Annotated in this window: 30 protein-coding genes and 1 pseudogene; 6 read left to right on the top strand and 25 right to left on the bottom strand. The window is 61.5% G+C overall.

Annotated elements, in window-relative coordinates; all coding sequences use genetic code 11:
* Positions 1-46: 46 nt before the first annotated feature.
* The 4 genes from ACIP02_RS08445 to ACIP02_RS08430 all read right to left on the bottom strand — a co-directional run bounded on the left by ACIP02_RS08445 (position 47) and on the right by ACIP02_RS08430 (position 2,202).
* Entirely contained in the window at positions 47-988 is a 942-nt protein-coding gene (locus tag ACIP02_RS08445) for a FecR domain-containing protein (RefSeq protein WP_400615173.1), read from the bottom strand.
* On the bottom strand, positions 988-1,494 hold the full coding sequence (locus ACIP02_RS08440) for a sigma-70 family RNA polymerase sigma factor (RefSeq protein WP_400615170.1): 507 nt from the start codon (positions 1,492-1,494) through the stop codon (positions 988-990). The genes ACIP02_RS08445 and ACIP02_RS08440 overlap by 1 nt, the downstream gene beginning before the upstream one ends.
* A 77-nt stretch (positions 1,495-1,571) precedes the next feature.
* Positions 1,572-1,994 carry a bleomycin resistance protein gene (locus ACIP02_RS08435; protein ID WP_400615729.1) on the bottom strand — a complete coding sequence of 141 codons (423 nt, stop codon included), beginning with the start codon at positions 1,992-1,994 and terminating at the stop codon, positions 1,572-1,574.
* A 115-nt stretch (positions 1,995-2,109) separates the two neighbouring features.
* Positions 2,110-2,202 (bottom strand): winged helix-turn-helix transcriptional regulator, encoded by a 93-nt coding sequence (locus tag ACIP02_RS08430; protein WP_400615168.1) that lies wholly within the window; start codon positions 2,200-2,202, stop codon positions 2,110-2,112.
* Between the two features lie 292 nt (positions 2,203-2,494).
* Between ACIP02_RS08430 and ACIP02_RS08425 the strand changes: the two genes are divergently transcribed.
* Both ACIP02_RS08425 and ACIP02_RS08420 read left to right on the top strand, forming a co-directional pair.
* Positions 2,495-3,142, top strand: a complete 648-nt coding sequence (locus tag ACIP02_RS08425; RefSeq protein ID WP_400615726.1) for a trypsin-like peptidase domain-containing protein — start codon at positions 2,495-2,497, stop codon at positions 3,140-3,142.
* A 159-nt stretch (positions 3,143-3,301) separates the two neighbouring features.
* Entirely contained in the window at positions 3,302-3,781 is a 480-nt protein-coding gene (locus ACIP02_RS08420; RefSeq protein WP_400615166.1) for a GNAT family N-acetyltransferase, read from the top strand.
* Here ACIP02_RS08420 and ACIP02_RS08415 read toward each other — a convergent pair.
* On the bottom strand, positions 3,778-4,074 hold the full coding sequence (locus tag ACIP02_RS08415; RefSeq protein WP_400615163.1) for an addiction module antidote protein: 297 nt from the start codon (positions 4,072-4,074) through the stop codon (positions 3,778-3,780). The two genes, ACIP02_RS08420 and ACIP02_RS08415, sit on opposite strands and share 4 nt — an antisense overlap.
* A pseudogene (locus tag ACIP02_RS08410) lies at positions 4,071-4,365 on the bottom strand (type II toxin-antitoxin system RelE/ParE family toxin). The gene ACIP02_RS08415 and the pseudogene ACIP02_RS08410 overlap by 4 nt, the downstream one beginning before the upstream one ends.
* 222 nt (positions 4,366-4,587) lie before the next feature.
* On the opposite strand from ACIP02_RS08410, the gene ACIP02_RS08405 reads away from it, so the two are divergent.
* On the top strand, positions 4,588-5,481 hold the full coding sequence (locus tag ACIP02_RS08405; protein WP_400615160.1) for a bestrophin family protein: 894 nt from the start codon (positions 4,588-4,590) through the stop codon (positions 5,479-5,481).
* A gap of 119 nt (positions 5,482-5,600) precedes the next feature.
* Here the strand turns inward: ACIP02_RS08405 and phnE are convergent, their stop codons facing one another.
* Genes phnE through ACIP02_RS08385 form a run of 4 tightly spaced genes read right to left on the bottom strand, consistent with a single transcriptional unit; the run spans position 5,601 to position 8,846 of the window.
* Positions 5,601-6,368, bottom strand: a complete 768-nt coding sequence (phnE, locus tag ACIP02_RS08400) for a phosphonate ABC transporter, permease protein PhnE (RefSeq protein WP_400615158.1) — start codon at positions 6,366-6,368, stop codon at positions 5,601-5,603.
* Positions 6,365-7,192: a PhnE/PtxC family ABC transporter permease gene (locus ACIP02_RS08395; RefSeq protein WP_400615155.1), complete on the bottom strand. Its 828-nt coding sequence runs from the start codon at positions 7,190-7,192 to the stop codon at positions 6,365-6,367. Before ACIP02_RS08395 ends, phnE begins: the two co-directional genes overlap by 4 nt.
* Positions 7,186-7,995: a phosphonate ABC transporter ATP-binding protein gene (locus tag ACIP02_RS08390; RefSeq protein ID WP_400615152.1), complete on the bottom strand. Its 810-nt coding sequence runs from the start codon at positions 7,993-7,995 to the stop codon at positions 7,186-7,188. Before ACIP02_RS08390 ends, ACIP02_RS08395 begins: the two co-directional genes overlap by 7 nt.
* Positions 7,992-8,846, bottom strand: a complete 855-nt coding sequence (locus ACIP02_RS08385) for a putative selenate ABC transporter substrate-binding protein (RefSeq protein WP_400615150.1) — start codon at positions 8,844-8,846, stop codon at positions 7,992-7,994. The genes ACIP02_RS08390 and ACIP02_RS08385 overlap by 4 nt, the downstream gene beginning before the upstream one ends.
* Before the next feature lie 124 nt (positions 8,847-8,970).
* Here ACIP02_RS08385 and selD point away from each other — a divergent pair, with 124 nt between their 5' ends.
* Together selD and mnmH are read left to right on the top strand one after the other, a co-directional pair.
* Positions 8,971-10,005 (top strand): selenide, water dikinase SelD, encoded by a 1,035-nt coding sequence (gene selD, locus ACIP02_RS08380; RefSeq protein ID WP_400615147.1) that lies wholly within the window; start codon positions 8,971-8,973, stop codon positions 10,003-10,005.
* Positions 10,005-11,117: a tRNA 2-selenouridine(34) synthase MnmH gene (mnmH, locus tag ACIP02_RS08375; protein ID WP_400615145.1), complete on the top strand. Its 1,113-nt coding sequence runs from the start codon at positions 10,005-10,007 to the stop codon at positions 11,115-11,117. Before selD ends, mnmH begins: the two co-directional genes overlap by 1 nt.
* A gap of 310 nt (positions 11,118-11,427) precedes the next feature.
* On the opposite strand, the gene ACIP02_RS08370 is transcribed toward mnmH, so the two are convergent.
* The 15 genes from ACIP02_RS08370 to hmpA form a co-directional block, all read right to left on the bottom strand.
* A complete protein-coding gene (locus ACIP02_RS08370) occupies positions 11,428-11,814 on the bottom strand; it encodes a lysozyme inhibitor LprI family protein (RefSeq protein ID WP_400615143.1) in 387 nt (128 codons plus the stop codon).
* A gap of 20 nt (positions 11,815-11,834) precedes the next feature.
* On the bottom strand, positions 11,835-12,374 hold the full coding sequence (locus tag ACIP02_RS08365) for a hypothetical protein (protein ID WP_400615141.1): 540 nt from the start codon (positions 12,372-12,374) through the stop codon (positions 11,835-11,837).
* An 87-nt stretch (positions 12,375-12,461) separates the two neighbouring features.
* Positions 12,462-13,025 (bottom strand): GNAT family N-acetyltransferase, encoded by a 564-nt coding sequence (locus ACIP02_RS08360; RefSeq protein ID WP_400615139.1) that lies wholly within the window; start codon positions 13,023-13,025, stop codon positions 12,462-12,464.
* Positions 13,026-13,201: 176 nt separating this feature from the next.
* Positions 13,202-13,453 (bottom strand): DUF3077 domain-containing protein, encoded by a 252-nt coding sequence (locus tag ACIP02_RS08355; protein ID WP_201198569.1) that lies wholly within the window; start codon positions 13,451-13,453, stop codon positions 13,202-13,204.
* Complete coding sequence (locus ACIP02_RS08350; protein ID WP_400615136.1) at positions 13,450-13,671, bottom strand: hypothetical protein; 222 nt, start codon at positions 13,669-13,671, stop codon at positions 13,450-13,452. The genes ACIP02_RS08355 and ACIP02_RS08350 overlap by 4 nt, the downstream gene beginning before the upstream one ends.
* Before the next feature lie 230 nt (positions 13,672-13,901).
* Positions 13,902-14,285 (bottom strand): YkgJ family cysteine cluster protein, encoded by a 384-nt coding sequence (locus tag ACIP02_RS08345; protein WP_400615134.1) that lies wholly within the window; start codon positions 14,283-14,285, stop codon positions 13,902-13,904.
* A gap of 127 nt (positions 14,286-14,412) precedes the next feature.
* Positions 14,413-15,540 (bottom strand): hypothetical protein, encoded by a 1,128-nt coding sequence (locus tag ACIP02_RS08340; protein WP_400615132.1) that lies wholly within the window; start codon positions 15,538-15,540, stop codon positions 14,413-14,415.
* A gap of 215 nt (positions 15,541-15,755) precedes the next feature.
* Positions 15,756-16,964 carry an alanine transaminase gene (alaC, locus tag ACIP02_RS08335; protein WP_400615129.1) on the bottom strand — a complete coding sequence of 403 codons (1,209 nt, stop codon included), beginning with the start codon at positions 16,962-16,964 and terminating at the stop codon, positions 15,756-15,758.
* A gap of 316 nt (positions 16,965-17,280) precedes the next feature.
* Positions 17,281-18,168, bottom strand: a complete 888-nt coding sequence (gene cyoE, locus ACIP02_RS08330; protein ID WP_014861450.1) for a heme o synthase — start codon at positions 18,166-18,168, stop codon at positions 17,281-17,283.
* An 11-nt stretch (positions 18,169-18,179) separates the two neighbouring features.
* Positions 18,180-18,512, bottom strand: a complete 333-nt coding sequence (gene cyoD / locus ACIP02_RS08325) for a cytochrome o ubiquinol oxidase subunit IV (protein ID WP_016484943.1) — start codon at positions 18,510-18,512, stop codon at positions 18,180-18,182.
* Entirely contained in the window at positions 18,512-19,138 is a 627-nt protein-coding gene (cyoC, locus tag ACIP02_RS08320) for a cytochrome o ubiquinol oxidase subunit III (RefSeq protein WP_016484942.1), read from the bottom strand. Before cyoC ends, cyoD begins: the two co-directional genes overlap by 1 nt.
* A 3-nt stretch (positions 19,139-19,141) precedes the next feature.
* Positions 19,142-21,160 (bottom strand): cytochrome o ubiquinol oxidase subunit I, encoded by a 2,019-nt coding sequence (gene cyoB / locus ACIP02_RS08315; RefSeq protein WP_201198561.1) that lies wholly within the window; start codon positions 21,158-21,160, stop codon positions 19,142-19,144.
* Positions 21,161-21,163: 3 nt separating this feature from the next.
* Complete coding sequence (gene cyoA / locus ACIP02_RS08310; RefSeq protein WP_400615125.1) at positions 21,164-22,108, bottom strand: ubiquinol oxidase subunit II; 945 nt, start codon at positions 22,106-22,108, stop codon at positions 21,164-21,166.
* Positions 22,109-22,667: 559 nt separating this feature from the next.
* Positions 22,668-23,174, bottom strand: coding sequence for a disulfide bond formation protein B (locus ACIP02_RS08305; protein WP_400615123.1), 507 nt, complete (start codon positions 23,172-23,174; stop codon positions 22,668-22,670).
* A 502-nt stretch (positions 23,175-23,676) separates the two neighbouring features.
* Positions 23,677-24,855 (bottom strand): NO-inducible flavohemoprotein, encoded by a 1,179-nt coding sequence (gene hmpA, locus ACIP02_RS08300; protein ID WP_400615121.1) that lies wholly within the window; start codon positions 24,853-24,855, stop codon positions 23,677-23,679.
* Positions 24,856-25,009: 154 nt separating this feature from the next.
* On the opposite strand from hmpA, the gene norR reads away from it, so the two are divergent.
* The gene (norR, locus tag ACIP02_RS08295) at positions 25,010-26,566 is read left to right on the top strand and encodes a nitric oxide reductase transcriptional regulator NorR (protein ID WP_400615118.1); all 1,557 of its coding nucleotides are present in this window, start codon (positions 25,010-25,012) and stop codon (positions 26,564-26,566) included.
* Positions 26,567-26,619 lie beyond the last annotated feature (53 nt).

The raw sequence follows: 26,619 nt of genomic DNA, 5'->3' as shown, positions 1-26,619 counted from the left end.
TTCCACAGGTAAGGACTGATGAGTTCTGAAAACGGGCCAATTCTCATTAACGTTTGTTGACCGTGACCCAGTAGCGTGTGAGGTAATCCACTTGCACCGGCAATGTGGCGGGCAGCGCAGCGAGGATGGCGTCGGTATTTTCCAGCTGGAAGGCGCCACTGATCAGCAGTTGCCCCACCTCAGGCTGGCAGCGCAGCCAGCCCGGTCGATAGCGCCCCAGTTCGCCAAGAAACTCGCCCAATGGCATTTCGTCGGCCACCAGCTGACCGCGGGTCCACTGGCTGTCCTGCTCACGCGCCGGGGCCACGGCGCCCTCTCCCCTGCCATCGAAAGTGACTTGCTGGCCGGCGGCAAGCGTTTGCCGTGGCCCATGGCTTGGCGTAACCAGCACCGCGCCCTCAAATACGGCTAGCTGGGTCGCGCCCTCGCGCTGGCGGACCAGAAAGCGAGTGCCCAAGGCCTCCATCTGCCCCTGCTTGCTGGCAACCCTTAGCGGTCGATGCCGGGGGCTGCTGCTGTCAGGCCCACTTTCGATCAGGATTTCGCCACGACGCAGGCTGATCAGGCGTTGCCGGGCATCGAAATCCACATCCACTGCGGTATCGGTATTCAGGTCCAGCAACGTGCCATCGGCCAGCGTCAGTTGTTTGTGCTGGCCAACGCCGGTGGCGTAGGCGTACTGAGGCACGATTTGGCGATATCCCACATAGCCAAGCGGCGCGACGATGGCCAGCGCCAGCATCTGCTTCATCACTTGGCGGCGCTCGCGGTTCAAGGTGCCCATGGCCAGTTGCTGCGGCAGCAGGCCCAGCTGCGCTTGCACGCGCAACGCTTTCTGCCAGGCCCGTTCATGCTCGGGTGCGGCGGCACGCCAGCGGCTGCAGGCATCACGCTGGGCCGGGCTGACAGCTGCGTCGAGCATCAGCATGTGCCAGTTGGCGGCTTGCCGAGCCACTTCCGGGGATATACGCGGTTGCGGGCTGGCCATCAGACGTCTTCGTCGAACAGGATGCAGGCTTCCAGTGCGTTGGCCATGTGCCGCTTGACCGTACGCTCGCCAATGCCCAGGCGGCGCGCCACCTCGATGTAGGTCAGGCCCTCCAGCTGCACCAGCAGGAACACCGAACGCACCACCGGTTTGAAGGTGTCAAGCAGTGCGTCCAACTGTTGCAGGGTTTCGCGCATGGAGCACTGTTCTTCGGCAGACAACGCGAACAGCTCGGGCAGTTGCGCGAGCATTTCCAGGTAGGCGCGCTCCAGCGACTGGCGGCGGAAATGGTCGTAGACCAGGCGCCGGCTGACCGTTGCCAGGTAGGCCCGGGGGCGTTGCAGGCTGAGGCTGGCGCCGGCCTTCTGCTGGGCCTGGAGTAGGCGCAGGAAGGTGTCCTGTGCCAGGTCAGCAGCTTGCGCCGAGCAGCCCAGCCGGCGGTACAGCCACTGCTTGAGCCATCCATTGTGCTCGGCATAGACCTGACTCAGATCGTCGTTAATCACGGGCATCCCTCCGGGCGAGGATGGCACCTTAGATGATAACGATTATCAGATCAATTATTCCCGCGATTGCTCTGCGCTCAGGCGCTTTTCATGCCGAGGTCTTCAGCAAACCGCAGCAGGTATCCGTCCGGGTCCTGCACAAGGAAATTGCGCTGGCCAACCAGCATATCCCCATTGCGGTACCAGCGCTCCTCAATCGGCTTCCTGATGGCATGCCCCGCACCCTCAAGCGCCGCCACCAGTGCCCATGCATCAGTGCATTCAATCGATAGGTTGATCCCCCGGCCGTAGGGCACCTCCAATGGGCCAACCCGCCAAGGTGACTCACTCTGCCAGTCTTCCTCCAGCATCAGCTGGCTGCCACCGAAAGACAGAAAGGCGAAATGTTCTTCTGGCCGGTCGTACTCAATCTTGAAGCCAAGTACGCCGCAGTAAAATGCCAGGCTGTGAGGCAGATCGGAAACAATCAGCTCGGGCAGCAATGGGTTCAGCTTCAACAAGGTCATGATTCCTTTCAAGGTAAACCGCCGAAAAAATACAGACAGGCCCAACTAAGCAAGATGACATGTCAACACGGTCTACCCGCGTCAACCCAATCTTTGACCTGCTTCATGCTCAACCGATAATGCCCAGGCGCTCGGCAAGCTCTCGTGAGCTCAGGTTCTGGTCATCCTTCAAGGCAAGCAAGATCTTGTTTGGCAAAGTCATGAGGTCTCCGGACACAGCTCAACATAGCTCAATACAGCTCAATACAGCTCATTCTCGCCAGATACAGCTCCAAAACATTTCTCTGCCAAATTGACGCCACCCCAATGACTACAGGGCCTGCAGCCATGTCTGCATTCTATTTGCTGCGTTCTTGACTAACACTTAAGCTGTCATTCGTCGGATATATGCCGAAAGTATTGTCAGCGTAATAGCACTTGGCCATAGTTGCGCTCCCATCCCACCACGCCCTGTGTGACACATGAAAACAACCGCGCCCTGCATGGTGGCAATGATGCTGCTCAGTGGGTGCAATGGAGTGCCAACGTCGTACGTTTCAGATCCCGTTTACAGCCAGGCTTTCGTGGTTACCTCCGGTGCCCCGCTGCCCCTGTTGCTGATGGCCAGCGCCATCCAGTGGAACGAGGATTACGCAGTAACCGCCAAACACACCCCCTTTCTGCGCAACGTGGTCCACGAAGGCCTCGGTGACGTGGTGTTCTTCAAGCACAAGGCCAGCAACGTGCCGCTCTGGCGCCAGTACGTGCCGGGGGAAGCCGTGACGGCGGTGGGTTTCAACAGCTTCATGATGCCGATGCAAGGCAAAGGCCATGCCCTGTCCTCGCTGGTACGCCTTGAAGGTACGCCCGGTAGCGTCTTTTACTCGGTGCACGACGGCCCGATCACCAAAGGGATGTCGGGCGGGCCGGTGTTTGCCGATGACGGCAAGGTGGTGGGCATCAACGTCGCCATCATCCCCACCCGCGAGATCGACGCCGGCAAGCGCCCGGACCTGGTTGGCAAGGAACGCATCAGCGTGTTCATGGCGTTCAACGAGATCGACAAGGAATGGCGGCGCTACCAGTACCTGCTGGCGCACAAGGCCAAGCCGCAGGCGCCGGCTGCGGTGAAAGGCTATGTGGCGGTGGTGGCCAAGCCTTGAGTTGAGTGGCCGCTCGGATTTGTGGATGCAAAGCCGCTTATGATGTGAGGCTGATGGCCCTTTCGCGGGCACGCCCGCTCCCACAGGTTTTGTGCTGACCCTGTGGGAGCGGGCGTGCCCGCGAATAGGCCCTGAAAGCCAGCGCAAGAAGGACCTGCCATGTACCTGACCCACCGCCCGATCCAGCCCGACGACATCCCAGCCATCTGCAGCTTCCCGCAGGGCCCGGACGAGCTGTTCTACATGTTCCCCAAAGCCACCTACCCCCTCACCCCGGCCCAACTGAGCGACGCCATCGCCCAACGCAGCGGCTCCACGGTAGTGGAAAGCAACGGCACGATCCTGGCCTTCGCCAACTTCTACAAGGCCGAACACGGCGGCGTGTGCGCCCTCGGCAATGTAGTCGTGGCCCCAGCCGCCCGCGGCCATGGCGTAGCGCGCTACCTGGTCACCGCCATGATCGACCTCGCCCGCCAGCAATACGCGGCCCGGGAGGTGTGGGTGTCATGCTTCAATCACAACACCGCCGGCTTGCTGCTTTATCCACAGCTGGGCTTCGTGCCATTCGGCATCGAGGAACGCCAGGCGTGGGATGGCACACGGGTGGCCTTGGTGCAGATGAAGCAGGTGCTCAGCTAACGGGGCACGGCATGAGGCTGAACGAGAAGGTCGACACCCAAGGCTCGGATGACCTTCAAAACAGTGTCAAACCGGGGCTTCGCGCCAGGACTCAGTGCCTTGTAGAGGCTTTCTCTGCCCAAGCCGCTTTCGGCAGCGATCTGGGTCATCCCTCGTGCCCGCGCGATATGCCCCACTGCTCGAATGACTTCCTCGGTATCACCATCTGACAGCACCTGGCTAAGGTACTCACTGATCGCCTCATCACTGTTCAACAGCGCTGCCATATCAAACGGAATCAGTTTTTCGCTCATTTCATCTCCTTCAGCAGATTTCTGGCCTTGAGAATATCGGCAGCTTGTGTGGACTTGTCGCCCCCAACCAGTAACAGAACCAGCCTATTCCCCTTTTGCGTGAAATAGACGCGATACCCGGCTGCCACATCGACTCGAAGCTCACCAATGCCGCCCCCAAGCCATTTGCAGTCACCCAGATTGCCCATCGCCGCTCGCTCTAGCCTGCGACCGATCGCAACCTGAGCCCTTAAATCTCTCAAGTTGGACAGCCAAGCTGCAAAAACTTTCCGTCTGTTCTACGAGAAACACCAAGCGCTCACCCAATTGTATCCGCACGGATACAGCCTTTCAAGTATTGGAGTGCTCAACTCTGTCGCTCCTCATGCGTGATGGGAATTCAGGCACTTCTCATAACAAGGTCAGACTTTTCTCTTCACATCAACTCATAAATCCCTTGCAACATTCGGCACCCGAACCTTCGACGCCCCTCAACGTCCGATCCTGCATCCCCCGCGTTTCGAGGTACCCCGTGTGAAAGACGTCATCGCCCGCAAGTACCGCCTGGTGGTGAAGACCATCGGCTACATCGGCTGGTCGCTGTTCTGGCTGCTGATCTGGGATGTGCTGGTCACCATCGACTTCATGCTGTTTTTCAACAGCAAGTTCACCTTGCCACTGATCCCGTTGACCCTGCTGGGTTCGGCACTTGTGGTGCTGGTGAGTTTCCGCAACAGCAGCGCCTACAACCGCTGGTGGGAGGCGCGCACGTTGTGGGGGGCGCTGGTGAACGGCTCGCGCAGCTTTGCGCGGCAGACGCTGACCCTGATCGATGACACGGACGAAGGCCTGAACCCGGTCAAGGCCACGTTGCTGCGCCGGCATATCGCCTATGTGTACTGCCTGGCGGCGCACCTGAAGGGTGAACCCTGCCCGGACGAGCTGATGGCCTTTATCCCGCCTGCGGAGTTCGAGCGGCGCAACCGCTCGAACAACTTCGCCAATGACATTCTCGGCGGCTCGGCGGCTCTGTTGGCGCGGGAATACCAGGCCGGGCGGCTGGACAGTATTCGCCTGGCGCGGCTGGAGTCGACGCTGGTGGACCTGTCCAATGCCCAGGGCGGCATGGAACGGATTGCCAATACACCGCTGCCCTACCCCTATGTGTATTTCCCGCGGCTGTTCATTACCTTGTTCTGTTTGATCGTGCCGGTGGGGCTGGTGGAGTCGCTGGGCTGGTTCACGCCGCTGGCTTCGACGGTGGTGGGGTTCATGTTGCTGGCCATCGAGCGGATCGGCACGGACTTGCAGAGCCCGTTCCGGTTCAGTGAGCATCAGATCCAGATGGATACCATTTGCGAGACTATCGAGCGGAACCTGGAGTCGATGCAGCGGGAGGCGCAGTGTGCCGAGGTTGTGGGTGCCTGATGGATTTTGGGGCTGCTTTGCAGCCCATCGCGACACAAGGCCGCTCCTACAGAGGATCGCGATCTCTTGTAGGAGCGGCCTTGCGTCGCGATGGGCCGCAAAGCGGCCCCGGCTATCGGTCAGGCCCGCACATAACGCTGGCGCAACACATCACTCAACACATCCACCAGCAACACCAGCACCAGCATGCCGATGATCACCGTGCTGGCCTGGGCCTCCTGGAACAGGCTCAAGGTGGTGTACAGCATCTGCCCCAACCCGCCCGCCCCGACAAACCCCAGCACGCTGGCCATGCGGATGTTGTTCTCCCAGCGGTACAAGCTGTAGGCCAGCAACTGCGGCCACAGGTTGGGCAAGGTACCAAAGCAGAACGCCGCCACCTGGCTACCACCCTGCAAGCGAATTGCCGCAGCAGGCTCCGGCGGCGCATTCTCCAGCGCCTCGGCGAACAGCCGCCCCAGCACGCCAGCAGTGTGCAACGCCAACGCCAGGGTACCGGCATTCGGCCCAAGCCCGGCCGCCAGCACGGTCAGCGCGGCCCACACCAGCTCGGGAATTGCCCGCAAGGCATTCAGCAGCAAACGCGCAGCCCCCTGCAACGGCCAACCGAAGCGGCCCGCCGCCGGCAGTGCCAGCAACATCCCCAGCACCATCGCCAACAAAGTGCCCAGCCCGGACATGGCCAGGGTTTCCAGCGCCCCACGCCACACCGCCTTCAAGTGCCCGGCAGACAAGTCCGGGTGCAGGAAGCGCCCAGCATACTCGCCCATCTGCCCCAGCCCACCGTTACCGACCAGCGCGTGCAGATCCAGCTCCAGGTAGCCGAACGACGCCACCACCGCCGCCACGATGGCACCCAGCAGCAACAGGTTGATCGCCCGGTTCATGCCAGCCTCCAGCGCAGCAGGCGGCTGAGCAGGTCGGCCAGGATCACCAGCAACAGGAAGGTCAGCAACATGCTCGCCACTTCAGCACCCGCAAACATGCGCATCGACAGGTCGATTTGCTGGCCCAGGCCGCCCGCGCCGACAAACCCCATCACCACCGAAGCCCGCACCGCGCATTCCCAACGGTACACGGTGTACGACACCACCTCGGAGGCGGCATTGGGCAGGATGCCGTAGAGAAACGCCACCAACCTACCACTGCCCGCCTGCAACAACGCATGCGCCGGGCGCTGGTCGACCGATTCGAATATTTCTGCGTAAACCTTGCCGAGCATGCCGCTGTAGGTGATGGCGATGGCCAGTACGCCCGCCGTCGGTCCCAACCCCACGGCACGCACGAACAGCAACGCCCAGACAATCTCTGGCACGCTACGCAGGAAAATCAGCAGCCCGCGCACCGGCAGGCGTAATACGCGTGACCACAACCCGGCCCGTCCGCCCCGTGAAGCAGCACGCAAGGACAACGCACGGCTAGCCAGCAGGCCGGCAGGGATTGCCAGCAACAACGCCAGCGCCATGCCAGCAGTCGCCACGGCCAGGGTCTGCAAGGTGGCTTCGTACAGCAGCGCAAGGAAACCGGCATCATGGGCCGGGGGCCAGAAAGCGCTGGTGAAACTGGCGATCTGCTGCCGGTTCTCCGCCTGCAGCAGCACTGCGGGGTTCAGCTCGCTCAGCTGGATACCCGGCCATAGCACTGCCACAGCCAGCACGGTCAGCAGCAACCGCGGCAGTAAAGCCGGGTCGCGGGCACTGGCCTTCAGCATCGCGGAATCTGCACAGTCAGGGTCGGCCCCTGGGTTGGCGGCGAAGCCAGTTGTTCGTTGGCATATAGCGCATCCAGCATCTGCTTGGTAACCGCTGTGGCCGGGCAGTCGAACGCCACCTGCCCTTCGCGAATACCGACCACCCGCGGGAAGTGCGCCAGCGCCAGCTCCACCGCATGCAAGCTGGCCACCAGTGTCACGCCGTTGGCCTGGGCATGGCGGTTGAGCAAGGCCAGGCTGTGGTCGGCCAGCACCGGGTCCATGGCCGACACCGGCTCATCGGTCAGCAACAACTGCGGCCGCTGGTACAACGCCCGGGCAATGCCCACCCGCTGCAACTGGCCACCAGACAACTGCCCGCACTGCACGAACAGCTTGTCGGCCAGGCCCAGCTCGGCCAACACGTGGCGCGCGCCGGCTACATCGCTCGGGTACAGCAGGTTGAGCAAGCCACGCAGCAGGCCCCACTGCCCCAGGCGCCCGGCCAGCACCGCCGTAACCACCCGTTGGCGCGGCGGCAAGGGCGGCGCCTGATGCACCAGGCCAACCCGCGCACGCAGGCGTTGGCGCGCCCGGGCAGACAACGCCCAGGGCTGTTCACCGAGTAATTCCAGGCGCCCGCTGCTGGGTTGGACGGCCGTAGCCATCAGGTGCAACAAGCTGGACTTGCCCGCACCCGATGGCCCGATGATAGCGACGCGCTCACCCTGCTCAACGCGCAAGGTGACCGCATTGAGTGCGCATACCTGGCCATGGCGCAGGCCGGCACCGTGCAACTGGATTGCCACGTTCTGAGCGGTCACTTGAGCAAGCCGGCCTCGCGTGCGGCCTGCTCGGTGCCCACATAGTTCTCAGGCTTGGTTTCGATAAAGCGGCTGGCAGCCTGCAGGTCGAGGATCGCCTTGTGCTCCGGGTTGGCCGGGTCGAGGTCGAGGAAGGCTTTCTTGATCTTGGCTTTCAAGGCCGGGTCCATGTTGCCGCGCACGGTCCAGTTGTAGTCGAAATAGGTCGGCGTAGTGGCGAACACTTTCACCTTGCTGGTATCGACCTTGCCGGCATCCACCAGCTTCTGCCACACGCTGGCATTCAGCACGCCGCCATCGACCTTGCCTGCCTGTACCCAGGCCACGGTGGCGTCATGCGCGCCGGAATAGGCCACGCGGCTGAAGTATTCTTCAGGCTTGATGTTGTCCTGCTTGAGCATGAAGTAGCGCGGCATCAGGCTGCCCGAGGTGGACGAGATGGAACCGAAGGCAAACGACTTGCCCTTGAGGTCGCTCAGGCTTTTCACGTCGGGGTTGGCGGTGATGAACTTGGACGTGAACTGCGCGTCCTGCTCACGCTGCACCAGCGGCGTGGCGGTCGGGTCTTTCAGGTGCACCTGGACAAAGGTGAAGCCGCCCAGCCAGGCCAGGTCCAGGCGGTCGGAAGCCAGCGACTCGACCACCGCCGGGTAATCGGCCACTGGTACGAACTTCACGTCCATGCCCAGTTGCTTGGCCAGGTACTCGCCCAACGGCTTGAACTTGCGCTGCAGTTCGGTTGGTGCTTCGTCGGGGATGGCGCTGACCCGCAGGGTTTCAGCAGCCTGGACGACAACGGCACAGCAAGACAGCACGAGGCCGGCGGCGAGCGCCAGGGGGCGTTTGAGCATGGGTGTTCTCCGGTTCAATAGCGGGGAAGAGCAGCTTGTAGCTGACCCGGAGAATTATAAGAGGCACAGGCGCAAAGGCCAGCTTTGCTACAATCGCGCAATAATTTGACCTGCTGAGGTACGTATGAGCGAGCCGATTCGCCTGACCCAGTACAGCCACGGTGCCGGCTGTGGCTGCAAGATCTCCCCCAAGGTGCTGGACGTGATCCTCGCCGAAAGCGGCACCCAGGCCCTGGACCCGAAACTGTGGGTCGGCAACGCCTCGCGCGATGACGCTGCCGTGTACGCACTGGACGACGAGCGCGGCGTGGTCTCGACCACCGACTTCTTCATGCCGATCGTCGATGACCCTTACGACTTCGGCCGCATCGCCGCCACCAACGCCATCAGCGATATCTACGCCATGGGCGGCGACCCGCTGATGGCCATCGCCATCCTCGGCTGGCCGGTAAACGTATTACCGCCGGAAGTGGCCCGCGAAGTGATCCGCGGTGGCCGCGCGGTGTGCGCCGAAGCTGGTATTCCACTGGCAGGCGGCCACTCCATCGACGCCCCCGAGCCGATCTTCGGCCTGGCCGTGACCGGTGTGGTCAGCAAGCACCACCTCAAGCGCAACGACACCGCCAGCGCCGGCTGCCAGCTGTACCTGACCAAGCCACTGGGCATCGGTATCCTCACTACTGCAGAGAAAAAGGCCAAGCTGCGCGCGCAGGACCAAGGCCTGGCCCGCGACTGGATGTGCACCCTCAACACCCCCGGCAGCCGCTTCGGCAAGCTGGACGGGGTCAAGGCCATGACCGACGTCACCGGTTTCGGCTTGCTCGGCCACCTGGTCGAACTGGCAGAAGGCAGTGGCCTTACCGCACACCTGGACTACGCTGCCGTACCGCGCCTGCCCAGCGTCGACCATTACCTGGCCGAGGGCTGCATCCCTGGCGGTACCCTGCGCAACTACGACAGCTACGGGCACAAGATCGGCGCCCTCAGCGACGACCAGAAGCACCTGCTGTGCGACCCGCAGACCAGCGGCGGCCTGCTGGTGGCGGTTACCCCGGAAGGCGAAGCCGAGTTCCTTGCTGTGGCTGGCGAGCTGGGCCTGCAACTGGCGCCGATCGGCAAGCTGGTCGAGCGACAGAGCCACGCGGTCGAGGTGATCTGATGCGCCCCGACTGCACCGATTTCCGCCAGCTGTTCCTCGACGACGTGCCGATGATGGACATGCGCGCCCCCGTCGAATTCGCCAAGGGTGCCTTCCCTGGCGTGGTCAACCTGCCACTGATGAACGATCAGGAACGCCAGAAGGTTGGCACGTGCTACAAGCACCAGGGCCAGGCCGCTGCCATCGCCCTCGGCCACCAGCTGGTCAGCGGCGCAACCAAGCAGGGCCGCCTGGAGGCTTGGGCAACGTTTGCCCAGGCCCACCCTGAAGGTTACCTGTACTGCTTCCGTGGCGGCCTGCGCTCGCAGATCGTGCAGGGCTGGCTGCGCGACGAGGCAGGTATTCAATACCCGCGGGTCAAAGGCGGCTACAAGGCCATGCGTAACTTCCTGCTGGAGACGACCCAGCAGGCGGTGGCGCAATGCGATTTCGTGCTGGTGGGCGGCCTGACCGGTACCGGCAAGACCGATGTGCTGCACCAGTTGGGCAACGTGCTGGACCTGGAAGGCCATGCCAACCATCGTGGTTCCAGCTTCGGCAAGCGCGCCACTGCGCAACCGGCGCAGATCGACTTCGAGAACCAACTGGCCATCGACGTGCTGAAGAAGCGCGCCTGTGGCGTCGAGCAATTCGTGCTGGAAGATGAAGGCCGCATCGTTGGCAGCTGCACGGTGCCGCTGGAGCTGTACCAGGGCATGCAGCAGTACCCGCTGGTGTGGCTGGAAGACAGCTTCGCCAACCGCGTGGAGCGCATCCTGCGTGATTACGTGGTCAACCTGAGTGCCGAGTTCGTCAGCGTGCATGGCCAGGAAGACGGCCGCCGGTTGTTTGCAGAGCGCATGTTGCAGAGCATGGCCAACATCTACAAGCGCTTGGGCGGGGAGCGTTATCAGCGCTTGTCGGAGATTCTGCGCGAAGCCCTGGAAGAGCAGCAGCGCAGCGGCGCGGTCGACCTGCACCGGGGCTGGATCGAGGGCTTGCTGAACGAGTACTACGACCCGATGTATGCCTACCAACGCGACGCCAAGGCCGAGCGCATCGAGTTTGCCGGGGATGCCGTGGAAGTGCGCGAATACCTCAAGGCCCGGGCGCTGCGCGAACCGCGCATCTGACAGGCGCTGCAACACCTGTAGGAGCGGCCTTGTGTCGCGAAAGGGCTGCGCAGCAGCCCCGGCTATTGCTGCCTTGATGCTGATATCCGGGGGCCGCTTTGCGGCCCATCGCAGGCAAGCCAGCTCCTACAGGTATTGCATGAGCCCGAAGACTGCACAGTACCTGTAGGAGCGGCCTTGTGTCGCGAAAGGGCTGCGCGGCAGCCCCGGCTATTGCTGCCTTGATGCTGACATCCCGGGGCCGCTTTGCGGCCCTTTCGCGACACAAGGCCGCTCCTACAAGGACGGGCCAGTCATTCCTGACATGGCCCTACTGCCCAGGGCTCAGCACCCGTTCCAGCTCCGCCGCCCGATCGCGGGTCATGTCCATCAGGCAGCTGCCACCTTCCAGCTGCGCCATGGTCCCGCCACTGGCCTGCACATGGAACTGGCAATTACTATCGCGGTAGGCCAGCCATTTACGCTGTACATCACGCAGACTCTTCTGCTGCCCGGCATCCAGCTTGCCCATCAACTGCTTGTATACCCGGTTCAGCCGCTGGTCCTGCACCTGCGTCTCGGCCTTGATGCATTCGCTCATGGCCACGGTACTGGAGGCCTTGTCCATGCACTGCCCATAGGCCGGGGTGTAGTCGTCCGCCACCGCCAGCGGCAGCACGCAGGCCAGTGCCAGACCTGTCAGGTAATGCTTGATCATGCGCATCCTCCTTGTGGATATCACAGCGTTTGCGGCTGCTCGGGCGGCATCAGCACCTTGCCCGGTTCGAAGCGCAACGATGGCATCTGCGTGGCCGTATACAAGGCCACACCCAGTGCCGCAATCAACGCCACATCAAGCCAGCTCCAACCCGGCATATCGTCGGCACTACGCGCCTTCCAGCAATGCCACGCCTGGCCCAGGCAAAACACCACCATCGCTGCCAGCCACAGGTAGAACCCGGCACCAAAACCGGTCAGGTCATGGAATTCATAGCTCTGGTTATCCGGCAAACGCGTGATGCCGAAGCTACTGGCCGCCAGATACACCGCGCCCAACCCGGCCAACAACGCCAGCCGACGGAACCGCCGATGGGCAAGGATGGCCAGCGCCAGCAGCGGGTTGGCAAACCATTGGTGCAAACCGAAGGGCACGCCCCATGGCCCGTACAGCAGCATCTGCAGGGCCGGCATGTGGCGATCGCCGCTCATCTGGGCGCCATCGAAGAACAGGGCGAGCAGATACAACAGCAGGCTGACGCTCAGGTAAAAAACGGGCAAGGGCTATTCCTGGGGGAAACGGGACAGGCTACGACCTTAACCCAGGCCCTGCCCCGCTTCCAAACCTTGACAGTGCCGCTACACGGATCAAACAACCGGGGGTTCAAGCAGCAGACCATAAATACCCGAGTCGGAAAGTTCACCGGCTACGCACCAACGTGCCCGCAGGGTGCCTTCGAGCACGAAGCCCTGGCGCTCCAGGGTTCGTGCCGAGCCCTGGTTACGCGGGTCGATTTCGCCTTCCAGGCGGCGCATGTGCAGGGTGTGGGCGAGGTAGTCGATGAAGCAGGTCAGCGCTTCATCCATGTAGCCCCTGCCCTGCACGGCGCTGGCCAGGCAGTAGCCGATTTCGCCACGGCGGGAAATGTCATCGATGTTGAACAACTGGACCATGCCGATCATCTCACCGTTGTCGCGGCGGTACATGCCGAGCTTGAGCTGGTCGCCATTGGCATAGGCTTCACGGTCGGCGGCCAGGGCGCTTTCGGCCTCGGCCAGGTCCTGCCAGGGGGCATGGTGCCAATAACGCATGACCTCGGGGTCGGCCATGATCGCCAGCCATTGCGCGGCATCGGCATGGCGCATGGGGCGCAAGTGCAGGCGCGGGCTGTCGAGGCAGAGGTCACTGGGGAAACTGCGGGGTGGGGTCACGCCGGATCTCCTGTCCATTGCTGGGGAGATGACAGTTTAACTTCAAGTGCAAGGTTCCGGCATCCCGGGGCTGCTTTGCAGCCCATCGCGACACAAGGCCGCTCCTACAGGGGATCACGTACTCCTGTAGGAGCGGCCTTGCGTCGCGATGGGCCGCACAGCGGCCCCAAAATCCCTCAGGCGCCGCGATTCAACCCCACTTCCATATCATTGATCAGCGCCTTGGCCATGGCACTCAGAATCCGCGCCGCGCTGCCGGCGATCTTGTCGCCCTCCATCTCGGCCTCTTCGTTCAGGTGCTTGATGCAGCCGATCAGCACCGACAATTCATCGAATGCCAGATCAAGCGGGACGCCCGGCTCTACCCGGTACAGCTCCAGGAATTTTTCCACGCCGGCGGTGGTGCGGGATTTGAGGGGGTCGCTCATGCCTTGGCCTCCTGCGCTTTCATGTGGGCCAGCAGGGCTTGTAGCAGGTCGGTTTGAGCTGACATCGCTTCCAGCAGGCTGGAACGCAGGGCTGGGGCTTCGGCGTCGAGGTATTGGAGGATGGTGCCGGAGAGGTTGTCCATGACCTGGGTGGCTTGGGACTTGGCGGCTAGGTAGGTGAGTTCTCTAACAGATGGATCAGGTACGAAGCTAGTCATAGTCATCTCGAGTGTAGTGTAAGAGGCACCCCAAACTTCGGGCTTCTCACACCCGGCCACCAGATATGGCGACGCAGGAACGTTATCTCTGAGGTGAGTACTTGCCTATCAGACGGCATTCGACTGAGTTCGTAGGATAATTCCTAATCCGCATTCGGTTTCAGATAACAGCTGATGGCCCTTTCGCGGGTGAACCCGCGAAAGGGCCGGTACAGGCTAACGAAGTACGATCAGGCCACCTCAGCCCCATCATCCGGCCAATGCGGCTCGTTAGCCCCAGGCGGGGTCAGCGGTGGCAGCCCATACGCCGCCCGCGCATCATCACAGCTGGGGTTATGCACCCCACCTTCCCACGAAGCATCAAACTCGCGACACGGGCTGGAACGGTTGGCATAAATGGTACAAGCCACCTCTTTGCCGATCTCGCCCTCAAGGCTGACACAGCGGCAGGGCTTGGCATCGGTGCCGATCATGGCAACGCGGGTGGGGTTGATCTGTACCACCAGGTCGTCCGGCACAACGCCCCCGGCAGACTGGCATTCGCCCCAGAAGAAGGACACACGGAAGTACCCGCAGCAGGCGCCGCAGTCAAGGCAAGGGTTATAGTCGGACATGAGGCCACGGAGGGAAGGTTGTTGTTATCGGGGCTGAGCCCGCGGCGCCATTTTTAATCCAAGCGGGGGCGGCTGGATAGAGGGGCAATGCAAAAAAATTTGCCGCTGATCCGGCCGCCCGCTATGGCTAGCAGATAGCCTTGTAGGCAGAGGCATCCCAGCGCTGCAAAGCAAGGCCCGCAGTTGGGTCGTAGTCATCACCCTGGACCTTGCTGAAGTGCGTACGCGCTTCGCCACAGTGCACTAGCCGATCGTGTTTTTCACCCTCGGTCAGCACTGTGTAGGACTCACTGCGCATGGCCTGATACTGCTTGTCAGCCGCCGCCATGAGCTGGTGATATTTCATCAACTGGCTGTCGCCCAAGGCCAGCCGCTTGTCCAGGTGCACTCCCCAGCGGGCCAGACACACTTCGGCAAAATGGCGAACAATCAGCCCCGGTTCCGCCAGTACCTTGCCGTCACCGGCGCCATCCGTCGAAGCATTGCCCACCAGCGTGGCATGCCGGCCCGGCATCGGATACACGCATATGCGCGTCTGTTGCGCGACGGCAGGGATCACGCAGGCAAACCCTTTGGAACGCTCATCTCGCGAGTAGAAGCCAACGTACTCCTTGACGTTATCAGCCAGGGTAACGCGCTCGGCCTGCACGTTGCCGACGCCGGGCACCGGGTCAATGGCAAAGATGTTCACCGGTATGTCCCGCAATACCGGATCTTGAGCCATGGCATTGGCCAGCATATGGCAACTGATCCCTCCCCTGCTCCAGCCCACCAGGTTGACCTGGGTGGGCAGGCGCGGTTTGCGGAACATGCTGATAATGCGCTCTTGCAGTTCTTGTGGCGTTGGATGGCGCTCGCCGTAGTCATAGGTGCGCCAGAACCAGGAGGCGGTTGAAGAGGCGTCCGGGATGGGCACCCCGGCATCTTTCAGCCGCTGGTACTCAGCCTCGCTCAACTTGGTGCGCTGCCAGCTGCTTTCGCCCTTGATCACCTGCAGCACATGGTTGACGTTCTCTTCCCAGCCGCGGCCGAACAGCTGGCCGGTCCAGTTGAAGTAGCCGCCGGGTTCGACGAACAGGTTGTCGTCCTGCAGGTTGCCGCTGCCGGGGCCGTCGACGGCGATCCAGTGGGCGAATTCGCGGCCCTGGTCGTTGCTGGCCAGGGTCGAGACCAGTTCGCCATTCCAGAAGTTGGGGTTGGCGTCGTCGAAGCGGTGGGAGCCGGTGCCGCAGAAGTAGGCGGTGAATACACTCATGGGAGATCTCTTTGGTGAGAAATGAGTGCTGAAGGTAGGTTGGCTTTTGGGTGGGATGCAGGCGGAAATCTCGCCCGTCTGAAGATTTTGGGGCTGCTTTGCAGCCCATCGCGACACAAGGCCGCTCCTACAAAGGACCGCGTCAGTGCATGTTACGCGGTCCCCTGTAGGAGCGGCCTTGCGTCGCGATGGCCCGCAAAGCGGCCCCAATGGCCTTACTTGCGGGCCAGGCCGTCAGCCCGGAACATCTGGCGGATGCCGCGAATAGCCTGGCGAATACGGTCCTGGTTCTCGATCAGGGCAAAGCGCACATGGTCATCACCATAGTCACCAAAGCCGATCCCCGGCGACACGCAAACCTTGGCCTCGGCCAGCAGTTTCTTGGAAAACTCCAGCGAGCCCAGGTGCGCATACTCCGGCGGAATTTTCGCCCACACGTACATCGACGCCTTGGGGTTCTCGACCATCCAGCCCAGTTCGTGCAGGCCTTTCACCAGCAGGTTGCGGCGCTGCCGGTACTGCTCGGCAATGTCGCGCACGCACTGCTGGTCACCTTCCAGCGCGGCGATGGCAGCCACTTGCAATGGGGTGAAGGTGCCGTAGTCGTGGTAGCTCTTGATCCGCGCCAGGGCGTTGACCAGCTCGGGGTTGCCGACCATGAAGCCGATCCGCCAACCGGCCATGTTGTAGCTCTTGGACAGGGTGAAGAATTCCACCGCAATGTCCTTGGCGCCCGGTACCTGCATGATCGACGGGGCCTTCCAGCCGTCGTAGACGATGTCGGCGTAGGCCAGGTCGTGTATCACCAGCACGCCGTACTGCTTGGCCAGGGCCACCACGCGCTCGAAGAAGTCCAGCTCCACGCACTGCGCAGTAGGGTTGGACGGGAAGCCGAGGATCATCATCTTCGGCTTGGGGATCGATTCGCGAATGGCGCGCTCAAGCTCGTTGAAAAAGTCCACGCCCGGCACCAGCGGCACCGAACGCACCTGGGCACCAGCAATTACCGCACCGTAGATGTGGATGGGGTAGCTGGGGTTGGGCACCAGCACCGTGTCGCCCTGGTCGAGGGTGGCCAGCATCAGGTGGGCCAGGCCCTCTTTCGAGCCGATGGTAACGATGGCTTCGCTTTCCGGGTCGATGTCGACCTCGTAGCGTTCCTTGTACCAGTTGGAAATGGCCCGGCGCAGGCGCGGGATGCCGCGCGAGGTGGAGTAGCCATGGGTGTCTTCACGCTGGGCGACCTGCACCAGCTTCTCGACGATGTGCGGCGGGGTAGCGCCATCGGGGTTGCCCATGCTCAGGTCGATGATGTCCTCGCCACGGCGGCGGGCAGCCATCTTGAGCTCGGCAGTGATGTTGAAGACGTAAGGGGGGAGACGATCGATGCGCGCAAAGCGACGCGGCGAACCTGGGTTGGCCATGGCTTCCTCTGAGACGTAAGCGCCCGGAACCGTCCGAGCGACGTTGGCCGATGTGGCGGCCTGGATCAGAAGATAGTGCTGAAACAGGATGCCTGTAAAGGACAATTTCCTGTTTTGTTAGAATTTTTCAGATGTATTTTTTGAAAATCAGGATTTTATGTTTTCAGGGCCGGCCTCTTCGCGGGTGAACCCGCTCCTACAATGACCGCGCACCAAATGTAGGAGCGGGTTCACCCGCGAATAGGCCGGCACAGGTAAACACCCATAAAAAAACCCCGGCACAATGGCCGGGGTCTTCGTGAAACAGGCAGCTATTTCAGCGTGCGTATGTCATCAGCACGTCCGCAGCAGTCTGGCTGTCCACACCCATCATCACGCTCAGGGCAGTGACGGTGAGGATGGAGAAGCCGAACACCTTACGCGCCCACTTGCTGTCGTCCTCAGCCTTGTAGCCACCCCATGCCATGTACAGCCAGTACAGGCCCATGGCAGCTGCCACGGCCAGGTAGCCGAGGCCGGCGTAACCGCCGAGGGTAAGCATCAAGGTGGCGAGCACAAAGGCCAGTACGTACAGCACGATCTGCTTCTTCGCCGCGAGAACACCACGTGCCACCGGCAGAACCGGAATGTTGGCAGCGCTGTAATCCTTGAAGCGGAAGATGGCGATGGCAAAGCTGTGCGGCATCTGCCACAGGCTGAACATCACCAGCAGGGTTACTGCAGCCAGGTCGAAGCTGTTGCTGACGGCGCAGTAGCCGATCACCGGAGGCATGGCACCGGACAGGCTGCCGACCAAGGTGCCGTGCACCGATTTACGCTTCAGCCACAGGCTGTAGAAACCGACGTAGACAACAAAGCCGATCAGCGCGCAGAACGCCGACAGCGGGTTGGCCTGAACATACAGCAGGCTGAAACCCGCCACCCCGAGCAGGGTGGCGTAGATCAGCGCGAGGGGCAGCGACATGCCGCCTTGCACCATGACGCGGTTCTTGGTGCGCTCCATCTTGTGGTCGATGTCACGGTCGATGCAGTTGTTGAACACGCATCCGGACGCAACCACCAGCGAAGTACCGATCACCACCGCCAGGAACAAGGCGAAATCCACATGGCCCTTCGAGGCAAGGAAGAATCCGCCTGCCACGGAAAGCACGTTACCGAAAATGATCCCCGGTTTGGTGATTTGGATAAAGTGCTTAACGGACATGCAGTCTTACCTCACTTGGCCATCATTTCGATGTGGATGTTGAACATGATCCACAGCGACAGGCCGACCAGCAGTGCAATAACCAGGACGGTGAACAGGAACGTCGACACGTTGTTGCGTTGCTCTTTCGAGCGGTCCATGTGCAGGAAGTAGACCAGGTGAACAACTACCTGGATCACGGCCATGGCAACAATGATCAGAACGGTCAGGTTCTTCGGCAGGCTGGCAGTCATCGCCAGCGCGAACGGGATCGCGGTCAGGATGATCGACAGTACAAAGCCGATCATGTACGACTTGACGCTGCCGTGGTTACCTTCGTGATGAGTGTCGTGTGCGCTAGCCATTACAGAACTCCCAGCAGGTAGACGACGGTGAATACGCAGATCCAGACCACGTCCAGGAAGTGCCAGAACAGGCTCAGGCAGCTCATGCGGGTCTTGGCGGTCGGCGTGATGCCGTGCTTGTTGATCTGGTACATCATGATTGCCATCCAGATCAGGCCGGCAGTCACGTGCAGGCCGTGGGTACCTACCAGGGCGAAGAACGCCGACAGGAAGCCACTGCGCTGCGGGCCGAAGCCCTCGCTGATCAGGTGATGGAATTCATAGATTTCCATCGCGATGAAGCCTGCACCGAACAGGAAGGTCACAGCCAACCAGCCCAATACGCCTGCTTTCTTGCCATCGAACATCTTCAGCATGGCGAAGCCGAAGGTGATCGAGGACAGCAGCAGGAACAGCGTTTCAACAGCTACGAAATCGAGCTGGAAGATGTCGTGACCCGACGGGCCGCCGGCAAAACTGCCGGACAGCACCGCGTAGGTGGCGAAGAGCGACGCAAACAGGATGCAGTCGGTCATCAGGTACAGCCAGAAGCCCAGTACGGTCATCTGGCCCGAGTCGTGGTGGTGGTCGTCATGCCCATGGTCGTGACCATGAGCAGCGCCGCCGTGCATTACTTGACTGGACATTGATTACACCCGCTCAAACGATTCGACACGTGCGCCGGCAGGCAGAGCACCTGCTGCGGCCAGCGCTTTCATACGCTCGCCTTCGATGCGCGCCACTTCTTCAGCCGGAACCATGTAGCCCTGGTCGTCACGCGCAGCGTGGCGAACGAAGACAGCGATGGTTGCCAACAGGCTCGCACCAACCAGCCACCAGATGTGCCAGATGAAGGCGAAGCCGAAGACGGTCAGGAACAGGCCCATGAACAGACCGGTAGCAGTGTTGCTCGGCATGTGGATGGCTTCGTACTTGGCCGGAGCCTTGTACGCAACGCCTGCTTCCTTGGCTTCGTGCCAGCAGTCCAGGCCAACTTTCTCAGGCATGTGAGCGAAGTTGTAGAACGGTGGTGGCGAAGAAGTCGACCATTCCAGGGTGCGGCCGCCCCACGGGTCGCCGGTCACGTCCAGGTTCTGGTTGCGGTCGCGGACCGAAACGAAGATCTGGATCAGCTGGCAAGCGATACCGAACAGGATCAGCACGGCGCCGACAACGGCTACGTACAGGTAGGGTTCCCACAGTGGGTTGTCGGAGTGGTTCAGACGACGGGTCATGCCCATGAAGCCCAGGGCGTACAGCGGCATGAACGCAACGTAGAAGCCCGACAGCCAGAACCAGAAGGCAGCTTTGCCCCACTTCTCGTTCAGGGTGAAGCCGAAGGCTTTCGGGAACCAGAAGGCGAAACCGGCGATGTAGCCGAATACCGCGCCACCGATGATCACGTTGTGGAAGTGCGCAATAACGAACAGGCTGTTGTGCAGGACGAAGTCAGCACCCGGAACGGCCAGCAGTACGCCGGTCATGCCACCGATGGAGAAGGTGACCATGAAGCCCAGGGTCCAGAGCATCGGTGCGGTGAAGCGCACACGGCCTTGGTACATGGTGAACAGCCAGTTGAACAGCTTCACACCGGTCGGGATGGAGATCAGCATCGTCGCCAGGCCGAAGAAGGTGTTGACGCTGGCGCCGGCACCCATGGTGAAGAAGTGGTGCAGCCATACTGCAAAGCCGAGAATGGCGATCGCGCCCGATGCGTAGATCATCGAGTGGTGGCCGAACAGGCGTTTGCCAGAGAACGTCGAAGTTACTTCCGAGAACACGCCGAAGGCCGGCAGGATCAGGATGTAAACCTCAGGGTGACCCCACGCCCAGAACAGGTTGACGTACATCATCGGGTTCCCACCAAGCTCGTTGGTGAAAATGTGGAAGTCCAGATAACGGTCAACAGTCAGCAGCGCGAGTGCAGCAGTCAGGATCGGGAACGAAGCAACGATCAGCACGTTGGCCCAGGTGCAGGTCCAGGTGAAGATCGGCATGTCCATCAGCTTCATGCCAGGTGCGCGCATCTTCATCACGGTGACGAGGAAGTTCACGCCGGTAAGCGTCGTACCCAATCCGGATAGCTGTAGCGCCCAGATGTAGTAGTCGACACCCACCCCAGGGCTGTACTGAATGCCCGCGAGCGGCGGATAGGCAACCCAGCCGGTCTTGGCGAATTCACCAACGCCCAGCGAGATGTTGACCAGCAGCACGCCTGCCAGCAGCAGGTAGAAGCTCAGGGAGTTCAGGAACGGGAAGGCAACGTCACGTGCACCGATCTGCAGAGGAACCGCCAGGTTCATCAGGCCGGTGAAGAACGGCATCGCCATGAAGATGATCATGATCACACCGTGAGCGGTGAAGATCTGGTCATAGTGTTCAGGCGGCAGGTAGCCTTCGGAGCCACCGGTAGCGGCAGCCAGCTGGGTACGCATCATGATGGCGTCGGCAAAGCCGCGCAGTAGCATGACCATCGCGACGATGATGTACATCACGCCGATCTTTTTGTGGTCGACCGTAGTCAGCCACTCGCTCCACAAGTAGGTCCACTTGCGGAAATAGGTGATAAGACCGACGACAGCGATACCGCCGAGCGCGATCATGGCAAGCGTCACCATGACTATCGGCTCGTGATAGGGTATCGCCTCCAGGCTTAGTTTACCGAACATCTCTTACTCCTCTGCACCGGCAGCTGGTTGCATACTCGATTCCACACCCTTGGTTGTGGCCAGATCTTTGCTGCCTGCTTCTTCGTGGACCGGCTTGCCGCGGTTCATGCCTTCGTACTTGTCGACGATGGACTGGAACAGCTCTGCTGGCGCCTCGCTGTACAGCGCGACTGGGTTGTATTCGCTAGGTTTGGCCAGAGCTTCGTACTCGGCTTTGCCCAGTTTCAACGGCGACTGCTTGACCTCGGCGACCCACTTGTCGAAGTCTTCCTGAGAGGTGGCAGTAGCCTTGAATTTCATGCCGGTGAAACCAGCACCGCTGTAGTTGGCGCTGATACCGTCAAACACACCGTTTTCGTTGGCGATCAGGTGCAGTTTGGTGGTCATGCCGGCCATGGCGTAGATCTGGCCACCCAGGCCCGGGATGAAGAACGAGTTCATCACGGCGTCGGAGGTGACGCGGAAGTTCACCGGCGTGTTAGCCGGGAAGTTGATCTTGTTGACGGTGGCAATGCCCTGTTCCGGGTAGATGAACAGCCACTTCCAGTCCAGCGCAACCACGTCGATCTGAATCGGCTTCACGTCCGAATCCAGCGGACGGTACGGATCCAGCTTGTGGGTGGACTTGTAGGTGACGTAGCCCAGGGCGATGATGATCAGGATCGGGATGATCCACACCGCGGCCTCGATCTTGGTCGAGTGCGACCAGTCAGGGGTGTAGGTGGCTGCCTTGTTGGAAGCACGGTACTTCCAGGCGAACGCCAAGGTCATGATGATGACGGGAATCACCACCAGCAGCATCAGGCCGGTTGCGATCAGGATCAGGTTCTTTTGCTCAATGCCGACCTGGCCCTTCGGGTCGAGCAGGGTCCAGTTGCACCCACTGAGTAAAAGCATGCCTAAAACGGGCAATATGCCAAACAGTCTGGGGTAACGCTTTTTACTCATCTCACGACCTCTAGATCAGCTTGCTTCAATGCAATTTGTGTTTTGGTAGCCAACACTTCGTCCTGCCAAGTGAGGCATTTCGCGCCCGTACTCGCTCCTGCCTGGGGTCCGACTGCAGGACCTTGGCTTCAAGCGGGTTAGCGGTGCTTATGGTTTCGTAGGCAACAGGCCTGTACTTCAGACCAAGTCCATTTGGTGCGGGAAAACGCGGAGGGGTGTCCGCCCGGTATCGCCGTTGGGCGAAACTTGACGAAGTCAGCAAAAAGGAGCGCTGGGGCTTCCTTCAATCCTGCGACTCGCAAGCAGTGCCGAACGGAAATTGGGGGCGATTGTAGTGAGGTCGCCAACCCTTGACTATGACTTATTGAGCAACAGTCTTTTACAGAATGCGTAACAATAGGGCTGAAAAACTCAACTTCGCGACAGTTTGTCGCACCCCGCTTGCTAGCCCTCAAAGCCCCGTTTTACAAGGCCTCGTGGTTGATCTGAATCAAGCGGGGAGCAACTTTTCACTCTTCACATGCGCTGCAAAAGACCCCATGCAATTCGGGACTTTTGTCTAAGCCTGGCGTCGGTTGCGGTAGATACCGAGCGGAACCAGGATGGCGGTCAGCACGAACGCCACCAGCGCCCATTGTGCCAACGACAAACCGAGGATCGGCGGGTACGGCGTGCTGCAGAAGCCGTCGACCTGGAACGCCAGTGGCCACAGCTTGGCCAGCGGCAGGTCATCGACGATAGGCTGCAGGGTATCGATGCCGCAACTGACCATGGGGTTGGCGAGTATATACACATGGTTGCCGGCCGCAACGATTCCGCCAATGGCACTGAGCACCACCAGTGCTTCGAAGAAGGTCAGGCTGCGACGCCCCGGCATGGCAGCGGCAAGGAAGGCGAATACGGCAATGAACAGCAGCGCATAGCGTTGCAGGATGCACAACGGGCAAGGGGCCTCGCCCAACACCACCTGCATGTAGAGGGCGCCGCCGATCAGCGACAGGCAGATCAGGCCCAACAGCACCAGAAAGCGCCGTTCCCGATTCAGGCGCGATGTTTGTTCGTTCATTACCGGTTCCTTCGATGGATAGTGGCAGCATGGTCTGCCTGCCTTGGCGCAAGTCTACACGTTGGGCAGGGCCAGTGAGTGTGCCGAGGAAGCGGCAAGATAGCGCTGCGCAGGGCTATCCGGAGTGGCTAAGACCGGCCGTAACGGCGTCGGTTCAACGCCAGGCGGCAAAAAAGCGGCTGCCCGGGTGCCGCGCAGGGGCAAGCCCCTCGACACCCGGGAGTGAAGGATACCGTGATTAAAGGAGGATTAACGATGAACGCTGCGCAGGTGCTTTCACCTCTCCTTTATATATAGGCAGGAAGGTGAGATGCGGCCCAGCGGCTGGGATGATTGCTCTTCAAATGGCGTACGCAATCTGTGTAGGAGCGGCCTTGTGTCGCGATCGGGCTGCGAAGCAGCCCCAGCAATTTCAGCTGCGGAGCTGAGACCCCGGGGCCGCTTCGCAGCCCGATCGCGACACAAGGCCGCTCCTACAGGTCAACGTGGCAGTATCAGCGAGTTATTCCAGCGCAGCCGCCGGCCCGAAGAACTCGTAACGGCTCTGCTGCTCCGGCACACCCAGGCCCTTCAGCTGGCGCTTGACCGCCGCCATGAAGCCCTTCGGCCCGAGGAAGTAGGCATCCACATCCCGCTCACGCGGCAGCCACTCAGCCAACAGGTCTTCGCTCAGCAGGCCCACCGCATCGGCCGCATCGCCCCCCTCAAGCTCGGCATAGCAATAGAAGCGCTTGAGCTGCGGATGACGCGCCGCCAAGCCATCGATCCAGTCGCGGAAGGCATGCACAGCGCCATTACGCGCGCAATGAATGAAATGCACCTCGCGCTGGGTTTGCAGTGCTGCCTGCAGCATCGCCAGGGTCGGGGTAATGCCCACGCCGCCACTGATCAGCACCAGCGGCTTGTCGCTGGCCGCCAGGGTAAAGTCACCGGCCGGCGGGAACAGTTGCAGGGTATCGCCCACCACCAGCTCATCATGCAGGTAATTCGAGACTTTACCGCCCGCTTCACGCTTGACGCTGATGCGGTATTCCTTACCGTCGTACAATGCCGACAGGGAATAGTTGCGGCGCTGCTCGGCACCGTCGATGTCCAGCTTCAGGCCGATGTACTGGCCAGGCTCGGCCTTGAGTACCGGCTTGCCATCCACCGGGGCCAAGTAGAACGAAACGATCTCGCTGCTTTCCTGCTCGCGGCGCACCAGGCGGAACTCGCGCGTCCCGCGCCAGCCACCTTCGGCCTCTTCCTTCTGTTTATACAAACCTTCTTCAGCACCGATCAGGATGTCGGCCAGCTGACCATAGGCCGCACCCCAGGCCTCGATGACCTCAGGGGTGGCGATTTCCTTGCCCAGCACTTCCTCGATGGCGCGCAGCAGGCAGCTGCCAACGATCGGGTAGTGCTCCGGCAGAATCTGCAGGGCAACGTGCTTGTTGATAATCTGCCCGACCAGGCCGCCCAGCTGTTCCAGCTGGTCGATGTGGCGGGCGTACATCAGCACGCCATTGGCCAGGGCACGCGGCTGGTCGCCGCTGGCCTGGTGGGCCTGGTTGAACAGTGGGCGTACCTCTGGGTACTCACTGAGCATCATCTTGTAGAAGTGGGTGGTCAGCGCTTCGCCGCCGCTTTCCAGCAGGGGGACAGTGGCCTTGATGATTGCACGTTGTTCGGCATTGAGCATTGCAACAACTCCTGAGCCTGTGGCTTCAAATGACTGCCCCGGCTGTTACAGCAATCGTGCCAACTTTTATCGCCAGCAAAATCAGGGGGTTGACGCAGGCCATGTCAAAACGACCTATCCCGGCGTATAGTCAAATCGACTTATAGGAGTCCATATGACCACAAAGCCGCTGCTCACTGCCTTGCTACCGCTGGTTAGCGACCTGTCCCGCGATTTGCCTGATCAGGAACGCTACCGTCGCCTGTTGCAGGCCATGCGGAGCTTGCTGCCGTGCGACGCCGCCGCGTTGCTGCGCCTGGACGGTGAATGGCTGGTGCCGTTGGCGGTGGATGGCCTGAGCCCCGATACCCTCGGCCGGCGCTTCCGGGTCAGCGAACACCCGCGCTTCAAGATCCTGCTCAGCCGCCCGGAGCCCACCCGTTTTGCCAGCGACTCCGAACTGCCCGACCCCTACGATGGCCTGGTCAACGCCCCGGATGCCAACCTGGAAGTGCATGACTGCATGGGCTGCCCGCTGATGGTCGATGAGCGCCCCTGGGGCCTGGTCACCCTCGACGCCCTCACCCCCGGGCAATTCCAGAGTATGGAGCTGGATGCCCTGCAGGCTTTCGCCAGCCTGGCCGCCGCGACCGTGACCGTGGCCGAGCGCATCGAACACCTGGCCCTGCGCGCCGAAGACGAACACCACCGCGCCGAGATCTACCGCCAGGCCAGCGGCCAGGACAAAGAGCTGATTGGCCAAAGCCCTGCGCACAAACGCCTGGTAGAAGAAATCCGCCTGGTCGGCGGCAGTGACCTGACCGTGCTGATCACCGGCGAAACCGGTGTCGGCAAGGAACTGGTTGCCCAGGCCCTGCACCAGGCCAGCAGCCGCGCCGACAAGCCGCTGGTCAGCCTCAACTGCGCCGCCCTGCCCGACACGCTGGTGGAAAGCGAACTGTTCGGCCACGTGCGCGGTGCCTTTACCGGCGCGCATGGCGAACGCCGTGGCAAGTTCGAGTTGGCAAACGGCGGCACCCTGTTCCTCGACGAAGTCGGCGAACTGCCACTGACGGTGCAGGCCAAGCTGTTGCGCGTGCTGCAGAGCGGCCAGTTGCAGCGCCTGGGTTCGGACCGCGAGCACCGCGTGGACGTGCGCCTGATCGCCGCCACCAACCGTGACCTGGCAGCAGAGGTACGCAACGGCAACTTCCGCGCCGACTTTTATCACCGCCTCAGCGTGTACCCGTTGCATGTACCGCCGTTGCGCGAACGTGGGCGGGATGTGCTGCTATTGGCTGGCTATTTCCTCGAACAGAACCGTTCACGCCTGGGCCTGAACAGCCTGCGCCTGAGCAGAGAGGCCCAGGCTGCACTGCTGGCCTACGACTGGCCTGGCAACGTGCGCGAACTGGAACACCTGATCGGCCGCTCGGCGCTCAAAGCGCTGGGCCAGCACTCCGATCGGCCACGTATCCTAACCCTGGAGGCCATCGACCTGGACCTGCGCGTGTCGTCGCCAACCACCGGCGCCCTGCCCTCCCCCGTAGCGCCGCCCCCGGTGCCCAAGCTGCCCGAGGGCGGCCTGCGCGAAGCCGTCGATGTCTACCAGCGCCAGGTGATCGAAGCCTGTCTGCAACGGCATCAGGACAACTGGGCGGCAGCGGCGCGAGAGCTGGGGCTGGACCGTGCAAATCTGAGCCGTTTGGCCCGCCGGCTGGGGCTTCGCTGAGGTCTACCTACAAAAGGATTAACCCAGAAAGCCATCTGGTTGCTTCCCGCCTG

This window comes from Pseudomonas sp. NPDC089408, assembly GCF_044749445.1.
In the GTDB taxonomy this organism is placed as follows: Bacteria; Pseudomonadota; Gammaproteobacteria; order Pseudomonadales; family Pseudomonadaceae; genus Aquipseudomonas.
Note: the sequence above shows the minus strand (reverse complement) of the source record. Positions and strands in the feature narration are given on the sequence as shown.

Bases quoted from the DNA above. Each gene is read 5' to 3' on its own strand.
- ACIP02_RS08355 (WP_201198569.1), bottom strand. From the start codon at position 13,453: ATGAGCGACCCCCTCAAATCCCGCACCACCGCCGGCGTGGAAAAATTC.
- ACIP02_RS08385 (WP_400615150.1), bottom strand. From the start codon at position 8,846: ATGCTCAAACGCCCCCTGGCGCTCGCCGCCGGCCTCGTGCTGTCTTGC.
- cyoC (WP_016484942.1), bottom strand. From the start codon at position 19,138: ATGTCCAGTCAAGTAATGCACGGCGGCGCTGCTCATGGTCACGACCAT.
- cyoB (WP_201198561.1), bottom strand. From the start codon at position 21,160: ATGTTCGGTAAACTAAGCCTGGAGGCGATACCCTATCACGAGCCGATA.
- cyoE (WP_014861450.1), bottom strand. From the start codon at position 18,168: ATGTCCGTTAAGCACTTTATCCAAATCACCAAACCGGGGATCATTTTC.
- ACIP02_RS08445 (WP_400615173.1), bottom strand. From the start codon at position 988: ATGGCCAGCCCGCAACCGCGTATATCCCCGGAAGTGGCTCGGCAAGCC.
- ACIP02_RS08370 (WP_400615143.1), bottom strand. From the start codon at position 11,814: ATGATCAAGCATTACCTGACAGGTCTGGCACTGGCCTGCGTGCTGCCG.
- cyoA (WP_400615125.1), bottom strand. From the start codon at position 22,108: ATGAGTAAAAAGCGTTACCCCAGACTGTTTGGCATATTGCCCGTTTTA.
- selD (WP_400615147.1), top strand. From the start codon at position 8,971: ATGAGCGAGCCGATTCGCCTGACCCAGTACAGCCACGGTGCCGGCTGT.
- cyoD (WP_016484943.1), bottom strand. From the start codon at position 18,512: ATGGCTAGCGCACACGACACTCATCACGAAGGTAACCACGGCAGCGTC.
- ACIP02_RS08345 (WP_400615134.1), bottom strand. From the start codon at position 14,285: ATGTCCGACTATAACCCTTGCCTTGACTGCGGCGCCTGCTGCGGGTAC.
- ACIP02_RS08415 (WP_400615163.1), bottom strand. From the start codon at position 4,074: ATGAGCGAAAAACTGATTCCGTTTGATATGGCAGCGCTGTTGAACAGT.
- ACIP02_RS08395 (WP_400615155.1), bottom strand. From the start codon at position 7,192: ATGCTGAAGGCCAGTGCCCGCGACCCGGCTTTACTGCCGCGGTTGCTG.
- alaC (WP_400615129.1), bottom strand. From the start codon at position 16,964: ATGGCCAACCCAGGTTCGCCGCGTCGCTTTGCGCGCATCGATCGTCTC.
- phnE (WP_400615158.1), bottom strand. From the start codon at position 6,368: ATGAACCGGGCGATCAACCTGTTGCTGCTGGGTGCCATCGTGGCGGCG.
- ACIP02_RS08425 (WP_400615726.1), top strand. From the start codon at position 2,495: ATGCTGCTCAGTGGGTGCAATGGAGTGCCAACGTCGTACGTTTCAGAT.
- ACIP02_RS08305 (WP_400615123.1), bottom strand. From the start codon at position 23,174: ATGAACGAACAAACATCGCGCCTGAATCGGGAACGGCGCTTTCTGGTG.
- ACIP02_RS08420 (WP_400615166.1), top strand. From the start codon at position 3,302: ATGTACCTGACCCACCGCCCGATCCAGCCCGACGACATCCCAGCCATC.
- mnmH (WP_400615145.1), top strand. From the start codon at position 10,005: ATGCGCCCCGACTGCACCGATTTCCGCCAGCTGTTCCTCGACGACGTG.
- ACIP02_RS08340 (WP_400615132.1), bottom strand. From the start codon at position 15,540: ATGAGTGTATTCACCGCCTACTTCTGCGGCACCGGCTCCCACCGCTTC.
- ACIP02_RS08430 (WP_400615168.1), bottom strand. From the start codon at position 2,202: ATGACTTTGCCAAACAAGATCTTGCTTGCCTTGAAGGATGACCAGAAC.
- hmpA (WP_400615121.1), bottom strand. From the start codon at position 24,855: ATGCTCAATGCCGAACAACGTGCAATCATCAAGGCCACTGTCCCCCTG.
- ACIP02_RS08350 (WP_400615136.1), bottom strand. From the start codon at position 13,671: ATGACTAGCTTCGTACCTGATCCATCTGTTAGAGAACTCACCTACCTA.
- norR (WP_400615118.1), top strand. From the start codon at position 25,010: ATGACCACAAAGCCGCTGCTCACTGCCTTGCTACCGCTGGTTAGCGAC.